Genomic DNA, 8753 nt, shown 5'->3' with positions numbered 1-8753 from the left:
AGCCCCTCCCCAACGGGGACCGTGGTAACTGGGGGGGGGGGGGCTTGCCCCGCGATACAGACGCCACAGTTCTCAAGTCAAAAACAACAATAAAAAGAGCACGTCATCATGAACAACTTCCGTCCAACCGGGTTGCTGTCTTTGCTCGCCCTGAGTTTCACCACCCAGGCCGCCGAACCTGATTTCTTCAAGGACGCCACCGCCACTCTGCAGGCGCGCAACTACTACTTCAGCCGTGATTTTTCCGGCATCGTCGGCGCCAACCAGCAGTCCAAGGCCGAGGAGTGGGGGCAGGGCTTCATTCTCAATTTCAAGTCGGGCTACACCCCCGGAACCATCGGTGTGGGCGTCGATGCCATCGGCCTGCTCGGCCTCAAGCTCGACAGCAGCCCGGACCGTACCGGCACCGGCCTGCTGCCGGTACAGGATGACGGCCGTGCCGCTGACGAATACAGCCGCGCAGGGGCGACCTTGAAGCTGCGCTATTCGAAGACCGAACTGAAGGTCGGTGAACTGCAAACCAACCTGCCGATCCTCCAGTACAACGACTCTCGCCTGCTGCCGCCGACTTATCAGGGCGCCAGCATCAGCTCGGCCGAAATCGACGGCCTGACCCTGCAGGTCGGGCACCTGAGCTCCACCAGCCTGCGCAACGAATCGGGCGACGAAAAAATGATCGCCATGCTCGGGCACCTGCCTCAGCGTCAGGCTGACAGCGATGCCTTCAACTTTGCCGGTGGTGACTACAGCTTCAACGCTAACCGCAGCACCCTGAGCCTTTGGTATGGCCGTCTGGAGGATATCTATCAACAGGGTTTTGTCGGCCTCAAGCACAGCCAGCCGGTGGGTGATTGGGTGCTCGGCGCCAACCTTGGCTACTTCAGCGCCAAGGAGCAGGGCGAAAGCCGCATCGGCGATATCGACAACCAGGCGTTCTATTCGCTGTTGTCGGCCAAGCGCGGCGGGCATACCTTCAGCGTCGGCTACCAGGGAATCTTTGGCGAGAACGCGTTTCCACGAGTGTTTCCGAACATTTCACCGTTGGGTAACGAGGTGCCAACCTATGAGTTTTCCTATGCCGATGAGCGCTCCTGGCAGGTGCGCTATGACTACGACTTTGTGGCCATGGGGGTTCCGGGGCTGACGGCAACGGTGCGCTACCTGAAAGGCAATAATGTCGACACCGGGCTGGGCTTCGAGGGCAAGGAGCATGAGCGTGATCTGGACATCGGCTATGCGGTGCAGAGCGGTGTGTTGAAGGGGCTGGGGGTGCGCTTGCGCAATGCCATGGCGCGGTCCAACTACCGTTCGGATATTGATGAGAACCGGGTGATCCTGACGTATACCTGGACCTTGTTGTAACTGATCGCGGGGCAAGCCTGCTCCCACGGTGGGAGCGGGTTTGCCCCCGATGCTTTTGGAAACACACCGTCCATCCACGGATTGGTCGAAAACCCGTGCTATCGCTTAGACTCGCAGGATAACTACAACGAGTGTCCTGGTATGGAGAGTCCCCTGCTCAGTGAGCGCAGCCGGGTTTTCGATCGTGCCGATCCTTATGCCGTGTCGACCTACGTCAATCAGCATGTGGGGGTGCACCACATCCGCCTGCCGCGTTACGGGCATCCCGAGGCGTGCCTCGATCATCGCAAATTCGCCAGCCTTGATCTGTGCCGGATCAGCTACGGTGGCGAAGTACGGGTGATGTCGCCGGCGTTGGAAAACGTCTTTCACCTGCAAATCCTGCTGCGTGGCCATTGCCTGTGGCGGCGTGGTCGTGCCGAGCGTTTGCTCGGGCCGGGCGAGTTGCTGTTGATCAATCCGGACGAACCGGTCGACCTGGCTTATTCCGCCGACTGCGAAAAATTCATTCTGAAGCTGCCCAACCGCTTGCTGGAAAGTGTTTGCGATGAGCAACGCTGGCAGCGCCCAGGCGAAGGCGTGCGCTTTCTCCAAAGTCATTACCAATTGCTGGCGCTGGAAGGATTCGCCGGGCTGCTGGCCATGGTCTGCCATGAAGCCGAAGCCAGTGAGCCGCTGTTGCGGGTGCAGGAGCACTACAGCCAGATCGTCGCCAGCAAGATGCTGACCTTGATGCCGACCAACGTCAGTCGCGAGGCACTGACCAGCCAGGCCGTGACCTTTGACCGGATTGCCGGCTACATCGAGGGCAACCTCAAGCTGGATATCTGCAGTGAACAACTGGCGCGCCAGGCCAGCATGAGCCTGCGTTCGTTGTATGCGTTGTTCGAGCGCAATGCCGGAACCACGCCGAAAATCTACATACGCCAGAAGAAGCTCGAACGTATTCACGCCAGCCTCGCCGACCCCAACTGCCCGGTGCGCAGCATCACCGAACTGGCCATGGATTATGGCTTCGTGCACCTGGGCCGTTTCTCGGAAAACTACAAGTCGCTGTTCGGCGAACTCCCCTCCGACACCCTCAAGCGTCGTTCCTGACACTTTGCAGAAAACGGATAAAGGTCTGCACAAAGCGGATATTTGCCGTCCCCCTCGCTCCTTAACCTGACATGGCCTGAACACAATAACAACGGAGGCCCCGGCCATGTCCCTGGGATTCGATTACCTTAATTCCCTGCTTGAAGAAGATCAGGAGAAGGGCGTCTTTCGCTGCAAGCGCGAGATGTTCACCGACCCCCGTCTGTTCGATCTTGAGATGAAACACATCTTCGAGGGCAACTGGCTGTACCTTGCCCACGAGAGCCAGATTCCTGAAAAGAACGACTTCCTCACCACCACCATGGGGCGCCAGGCGATCTTCATCGCGCGCAACAAGGATGGTGTGCTCAATGCCTTCCTCAATGCCTGCAGCCACCGCGGTGCGATGCTCTGCCGGCACAAGAGCGGTAACCGCTCGTCCTACACCTGCCCGTTCCACGGCTGGACTTTCAACAACTCCGGCAAGCTGCTCAAGGTCAAGGATCCGGTCGATGCCGGCTACCCGGCGAGCTTCAACTGCGAAGGCTCCCATGACCTGACCAAGGTCGCGCGTTTCGAGTCCTATCGCGGCTTCCTGTTTGGCAGCCTGAACCCGGACGTCGTGCCGCTGGTCGAGCACCTGGGCGAATCGGCAAAGATCATCGACATGATCGTCGATCAGTCGCCGCAAGGTCTGGAAGTGCTGCGCGGTTCTTCCTCCTACATCTATGAAGGCAACTGGAAGCTGACCGCCGAGAACGGCGCCGATGGCTACCACGTCAGCGCCGTGCACTGGAACTATGCTGCCACCCAGAACCAGCGCAAGCAGCGCGAGGCGGGCAGCGAAGTGAAAACCATGAGTGCGGGCGGCTGGGCCAAGAGCGGTGGTGGTTTCTACTCCTTCGACAAAGGTCACCTGCTGCTCTGGACCCGTTGGGCCAACCCCGAGGACCGTCCGCTGTTTGAACGCCGTGACGAGCTGGCCGCCGACTTCGGTCAGGCCCGTGCCAACTGGATGATCGAGAACTCGCGCAACCTGTGCCTGTACCCGAACGTGTACCTGATGGACCAGTTCAGCTCGCAGATCCGTATTGCCCGGCCCATCGCCGTGGACAAGACCGAGATCACCATCTATTGCATCGCGCCGAAGGGCGAGAGCGCCGAGGCCCGCTCCCAGCGCATCCGTCAGTACGAGGACTTCTTCAACGTCAGCGGCATGGCCACTCCGGACGACCTCGAAGAGTTCCGCTCGTGCCAGATGGGTTATCAGGGCGGGCGTGGCTGGAACGACATGTCCCGCGGGGCCACCCATTGGGTCGACGGCGCCGATGCCGCTGCGCAGGAAATCGACCTGCATCCGCAAATGAGCGGTGTGCGTACCGAAGACGAAGGCCTGTTCGTGCTGCAACACAAGTACTGGCAGGAAACCATGCTCAAGGCCCTCGCCGACGAGCAACAGCTGATCCCAGTGGAGGCCGTGCAATGAGCATTTCCTTCGAGCAAGTACGCGACTTTCTCTATGAAGAAGCGCGTTACCTGGACGACAGCCAGTGGGACAACTGGCTGGAGTGCTACGCCGCCGACGCCACCTTCTGGATGCCGGCCTGGGACGACAACGACCAGCTTACCGAAGACCCGCAACGGGAAATCTCGCTGATCTGGTACGGCAACCGTGGCGGTCTGGAAGACCGTGTGTTCCGGATCAAGACCGAACGCTCCAGTGCGACCATGCCCGACACCCGGACCTCGCACAACATCAGCAACATCGAACTGCTGGAACAGAACGATGGCGTCTGCAAGGTGCGCTTCAACTGGCACACCCTGAGCTTTCGCTACAAGACAGTGGACAGTCACTTCGGCACCAGTTTCTACACCCTTGATGTGCGCGGCGAACGGCCGCTGATCAAGGCCAAGAAAGTCGTGCTCAAGAACGACTACGTGCGTCAGGTCATCGACGTTTACCACATCTGAATCCAGCTTTTCTGCGAGGTGCGCCATGCACAAGATCGCCTTGAATTTCGAAGACGGGGTTACCCGTTTCATTGACGCCACTGCTGACGAAACCGTGGCCGATGCCGCCTACCGCCAAGGCATCAACATTCCGCTGGACTGCCGTGATGGCGCCTGCGGTACCTGCAAGTGCTTTGCCGAGGCCGGTCGTTACGACCTGGGCCAGGAATACATCGAAGATGCCTTGAGCGAGGAAGAAGCCGCCCAGGGTTATGTGCTGACCTGCCAGATGCGCGCCGAAAGCGATTGCGTGGTGCGCATTCCGGCATCGTCGCAGGTGTGCAAGACCGAGCAGTCCAGCTACCAGGCCAGCATCAGCGCAGTACGCCAGCTGTCCGATAGCACCATTGCCCTGTCGATCAAGGGTGATGCCCTGAGCCGTCTGGCCTTCCTGCCCGGGCAATACGTCAACCTCGGCGTGCCCGGCAGCGAGCAGACCCGTGCTTATTCGTTCAGCTCGCTGCAAAAGGACGGCGAGGTCAGTTTCCTGATCCGCAACGTGCCGGGCGGCCTGATGAGCAGCTTCCTCACCGGCCTGGCCAAGGCTGGCGACAACATGACCCTGGCCGGCCCGTTGGGCAGTTTCTACCTGCGTGAAATCCGCCGCCCTCTGCTGTTGCTGGCGGGTGGTACCGGGCTGGCGCCGTTCACCGCGATGTTGGAAAAGATCGCCGAGGAGGGCAGCGAGCATCCGCTGCATCTTATCTACGGCGTGACCAACGACTTCGACCTGGTGGAGCTTGACCGCCTGCAAGCGCTGGCGGCACGCATCCCCAACTTCAGCTACAGCGCCTGCGTGGCCAACCCCGAGAGTCAGCACCCGCTCAAGGGTTACGTCACCCAGCACATCGAGCCGCGTCACCTCAACGAAGGCGATGTCGATGTGTACCTGTGCGGTCCGCCGCCAATGGTCGAAGCGGTCAGCCAGTACATCCGCGAACAGGGCATTACCCCGGCGAACTTCTACTACGAAAAATTCGCCGCCGCCGCTGCCTGAACCTGTTTTATGGGGCCGGTCGCATCGTGCGGGTACGGTCGGTCCCTTTTTTATTCGAGGTTGTCATGAACAACAGATTCGACAACAAGGTCGCGCTGGTTACCGGCGCGGCGCAGGGCATCGGCCGCCGCCTGTGTGAACGCTTGCTCGAAGAAGGCGCGACGCTGGTGGCCGTGGATCGTTCTGAGCTGGTCCATGAGCTGCAAGGCGAAGGTGTGCTGACCCTGACCGCAGACCTGGAGCAGTACGACGACTGCAACCGGGTGATGGCTGCTGCGGTGGAGCGCTTCGGTCGCCTCGATGTGTTGGTCAACAACGTTGGCGGCACCATCTGGGCCAAGCCTTTCGAGCACTACGAAGCGGCGCAGATCGAAGCCGAAGTGCGGCGCTCGTTGTTCCCCACCCTGTGGTGCTGTCATGCGGCATTGCCCTACATGCTTGAGCAGGGGCGCGGCGCAATCGTCAACGTTTCCTCGATCGCCACACGCAGCGTCAATCGCGTGCCGTACGGCGCAGCCAAAGGCGGAGTGAACGCCCTGACCGCCTGCCTGGCCTTTGAAACCGCTGGCCGCGGTGTACGGGTCAACGCCACGGCGCCCGGTGGCACCGAAGCACCGCCACGCCGGGTGCCACGCAACAGCGGCGAGCAGAGCGGCGACGAGAAAGTCTGGTACCAGCAGATCGTCGACCAGACCCTCGATAGCAGCCTGATGAAGCGCTACGGCAACCTCGACGAACAGGTTGGCGCGATCCTCTTTCTGGCCTCCGACGAGGCTTCCTACATCACCGGCACGGTGTTGCCGGTTGGCGGCGGCGACCTCGGCTGAGCGCCCCCTGGAGATCTCGATGAGTCATCCTTTGATTGAACGCATCTCGACGCTGATCGTCGACCTGCCCACCATTCGTCCGCACAAGCTGGCGATGCACACCATGCAGCAGCAGACCCTGGTGATCATCCGCCTGCAGTGTTCGGATGGCATCGAAGGCCTTGGTGAATCCACCACCATTGGTGGTCTGGCCTATGGCAACGAAAGCCCGGAAAGCATCAAACAGAACATCGACAGCTACTTCGCGCCACTGTTGATCGGTCAGAACGCCAGCAATATCAATGCGGCGATGCAGCGTCTGGACAAGGTCATCAAGGGCAACACCTTCGCCCGCTCCGGGATCGAAAGCGCCTTGCTCGATGCTCAGGGCAAGCGCCAGGGCCTGGCAGTCAGCGAACTGCTTGGCGGGCGTGTGCGCGACAGCCTGGAAGTGGCCTGGACCCTGGCCAGCGGCGACACCGCCCGCGACATCGCTGAGGCCGAGCAGATGCTCGACCTGCGCCGTCACCGCATCTTCAAACTGAAGATCGGCTCCAACGAAGTCGCCCACGACCTCAAACATGTGACCGCGATCAAACGTGCGCTGGGCGAGCGCGCCAGCGTGCGGGTCGACGTCAATCAGTACTGGGATGAGTCCCAGGCAATCCGTGCCTGCCAGGTGCTGGGCGACAACGGTATCGACCTGGTCGAGCAGCCGATCTCGCGCATCAACCGTGCCGGCCAGGTACGCCTGAACCTGCGCAGCCCGGCACCGATCATGGCCGATGAGTCGATCGAAAGCGTCGAGGATGCTTTCAGCCTGGCTGCCGACGGCGCCGCCAGCATCTTCGCTCTGAAGATCGCCAAGAACGGTGGCCCGCGTGCCGTGTTGCGCACCGCGCAGATCGCCGAAGCCGCCGGCATTGCCCTGTACGGCGGAACCATGCTCGAAGGTTCGATCGGCACCCTGGCCGCCGCTCATGCCTTTGTCACCCTGAACAAGCTGACCTGGCACACCGAACTGTTCGGCCCGCTGCTGCTGACCGAAGAGATCGTGAACGAAGCGCCGGTGTATCGCGACTTCGCCCTGCACGTACCACGCACCCCGGGCCTGGGCCTGACCCTGGACGAAGAGCGCCTGGCGTTCTTCAGCCGCAAGTAAGGAGAGATGCCATGTTGTTCCACGTGAAAATGACCGTGAACCTGCCCCTGGACATGGACCCGGCCAAAGCCGCGCAGCTCAAGGCCGACGAAAAAGAGCTGGCCCAGCGTCTGCAGCGCGAAGGCAGCTGGCGCCACCTGTGGCGCATCGCCGGGCACTACGCCAACTACAGCGTATTCGACCTGCCCAGCGTCGAGGCGCTGCACGACACCCTGATGCAGCTGCCGCTGTTCCCCTACATGGACATCGAGATCGATGGCCTGTGCCGCCACCCGTCATCGATCCACAGCGACGACCGTTGAACGTGTAACGCCGATAACAACAATTCGAGGTACATATCATGACCGTGAAGATTGCTCACACTGCCGATGTCCAGAAATTCTTCGAAGAAGTCAGTGGCCTGAACAACGACCTGGGTAGCCCGCGCATGAAGCTGGTGACCAACCGTATCGTCAACGACGTGGCCCGCATCATCGAAGACCTGCAAGTGACCCCTGATGAATTCTGGAAGGCGGTGGATTACCTCAACCGCCTGGGTTCGCGCCAGGAAGCCGGCCTGCTGGTGGCCGGCTTGGGCGTCGAGCACTACCTGGACCTGCAACTGGATGCCCAGGACGCCGAAGCCGGCATCAGTGGTGGTACCCCGCGTACCATCGAAGGGCCGTTGTATGTCGCCGGCGCACCGATGGCCGAAGGCGAAGTGCGCATGGACGATGGCCTGGATCCGGGCACGGTGATGTTCCTTCAGGGCCGCGTCCTGGACGAGCAGGGCCAGCCGGTGGCTGGCGCCGTGGTGGACCTGTGGCATGCCAATACTCAGGGCACATACTCGTACTTCGACAGCACCCAGTCGGACTACAACCTGCGCCGGCGCATCGTCACCGACGCCGAAGGCCGCTACCGCGCGCGCAGCATCGTGCCATCGGGTTATGGCTGCCCGGCTGATGGTCCGACCCAGGAGTTGCTCAATCAGCTCGGTCGTCACGGCAATCGCCCGGCGCATATTCACTTCTTTATTTCGGCACCGGGTTACCGGCACCTGACTACTCAGATCAACCTGGCGGGTGACGAGTACCTGTGGGACGACTTCGCCTATGCCACCCGTGACGGCCTTATCGGCGAGTTGCGCTTTGTCGAGGATGCGGCGGCAGCTGACGCCCGTGGTGTAGAAGGGCGCTTTGCTGAAATGGACTTCGACTTCCAGTTGCTCGGCGCACCTAAGCCTGCGAGCGAAGCGCGCAGCAAGCGGCCGCGGGCATTGCAGGACGCCTGAGAACCGGGTTGAATCCCTCGCGGGGGAGAAACAACCCCACAGCGCCTAAAAATGTGGGAGTGGGGG

Annotated in this window: 9 protein-coding genes; all 9 read left to right on the top strand. The window is 61.2% G+C overall.

The window, feature by feature from the left end:
• Positions 1-108: 108 nt before the first annotated feature.
• Positions 109-1362 (top strand): OprD family porin, encoded by a 1254-nt coding sequence (locus tag ACO6VD_RS08635; protein ID WP_422417497.1) that lies wholly within the window; start codon positions 109-111, stop codon positions 1360-1362.
• Between the two features lie 141 nt (positions 1363-1503).
• A complete protein-coding gene (locus tag ACO6VD_RS08630) occupies positions 1504-2460 on the top strand; it encodes an AraC family transcriptional regulator (protein ID WP_400173156.1) in 957 nt (318 codons plus the stop codon).
• Between the two features lie 106 nt (positions 2461-2566).
• A complete protein-coding gene (gene benA, locus ACO6VD_RS08625; protein WP_400173157.1) occupies positions 2567-3925 on the top strand; it encodes a benzoate 1,2-dioxygenase large subunit in 1359 nt (452 codons plus the stop codon).
• Entirely contained in the window at positions 3922-4410 is a 489-nt protein-coding gene (gene benB, locus ACO6VD_RS08620; RefSeq protein WP_038616069.1) for a benzoate 1,2-dioxygenase small subunit, read from the top strand. The genes benA and benB overlap by 4 nt, the downstream gene beginning before the upstream one ends.
• 25 nt (positions 4411-4435) lie before the next feature.
• Positions 4436-5446: a benzoate 1,2-dioxygenase electron transfer component BenC gene (gene benC / locus ACO6VD_RS08615; RefSeq protein WP_400173158.1), complete on the top strand. Its 1011-nt coding sequence runs from the start codon at positions 4436-4438 to the stop codon at positions 5444-5446.
• Positions 5447-5511: 65 nt separating this feature from the next.
• Complete coding sequence (locus ACO6VD_RS08610; RefSeq protein ID WP_422417495.1) at positions 5512-6273, top strand: 1,6-dihydroxycyclohexa-2,4-diene-1-carboxylate dehydrogenase; 762 nt, start codon at positions 5512-5514, stop codon at positions 6271-6273.
• 19 nt (positions 6274-6292) lie between these two features.
• On the top strand, positions 6293-7414 hold the full coding sequence (locus ACO6VD_RS08605; protein ID WP_422417494.1) for a muconate cycloisomerase family protein: 1122 nt from the start codon (positions 6293-6295) through the stop codon (positions 7412-7414).
• A gap of 11 nt (positions 7415-7425) precedes the next feature.
• Positions 7426-7716 (top strand): muconolactone Delta-isomerase, encoded by a 291-nt coding sequence (catC, locus tag ACO6VD_RS08600; RefSeq protein ID WP_133213657.1) that lies wholly within the window; start codon positions 7426-7428, stop codon positions 7714-7716.
• A 38-nt stretch (positions 7717-7754) separates the two neighbouring features.
• Positions 7755-8687 carry a catechol 1,2-dioxygenase gene (gene catA, locus ACO6VD_RS08595; protein WP_400173163.1) on the top strand — a complete coding sequence of 311 codons (933 nt, stop codon included), beginning with the start codon at positions 7755-7757 and terminating at the stop codon, positions 8685-8687.
• Positions 8688-8753 lie beyond the last annotated feature (66 nt).

The sequence above is a fragment of the Pseudomonas sp. GZD-222 genome (assembly GCF_049310525.1).
Classification (GTDB): domain Bacteria; phylum Pseudomonadota; class Gammaproteobacteria; order Pseudomonadales; family Pseudomonadaceae; genus Aquipseudomonas.
This window is presented reverse-complemented; position numbering and strand designations above follow the sequence as displayed.